Origin of the sequence: Aeromonas sp. EERV15, from assembly GCF_900079845.1 — a bacterium.
Classification (GTDB): domain Bacteria; phylum Pseudomonadota; class Gammaproteobacteria; order Enterobacterales; family Aeromonadaceae; genus Aeromonas; species Aeromonas sobria.
The window spans coordinates 1-444 of record NZ_FKKY02000153.1; the positions used below are offsets into that span (position 1 = coordinate 1).

1 protein-coding gene is annotated in these 444 nt (G+C 70.9%); it reads left to right on the forward strand.

From position 1 onward, the window contains the following. Positions 1-444: NADH-ubiquinone oxidoreductase-F iron-sulfur binding region domain-containing protein (locus BN4575_RS22960; protein WP_176716470.1), on the forward strand; the 444-nt coding region annotated here is incomplete at both ends.

Consider the following 444-nt stretch of genomic DNA (forward strand, 5'->3'; position numbering starts at 1 on the left):
AGCTCTCCGCGCTGCACCACCTGAAGGACGGCGGCTGCCGGCTCTTCGGCGTGAGCGGCCACGTGAACAACCCGGGGATCTTCGAGGCGTGCGTCGGCCTCACGCTGCGCGAGCTCATCTACGACCTCGGCGGCGGCGTGAAGCACGGCAACCTGCTCGCGGTCATCCCGGGCGGCTCGTCGTGCCCGATCCTGCGCGCCGACGAGGTCGTCAACGCGCCGAGCGACAAGTCGCCGCTCCACCCGTGGCACGGCCAGAGCGTGCTCGACGTGCCGCTCGGCGTGGACACGTTCCGCACGCTCGGGACGATGCTGGGGACCTGCTGCGCCATCGTGCTCAGCGACAAGGCGTGCCCCGTCCTCGCGATGCACAACCTGATGCGCTTCTACCGCCACGAGTCGTGCGGGCAGTGCACGCCGTGCCGCGAGGGCAGCGCGTGGATCC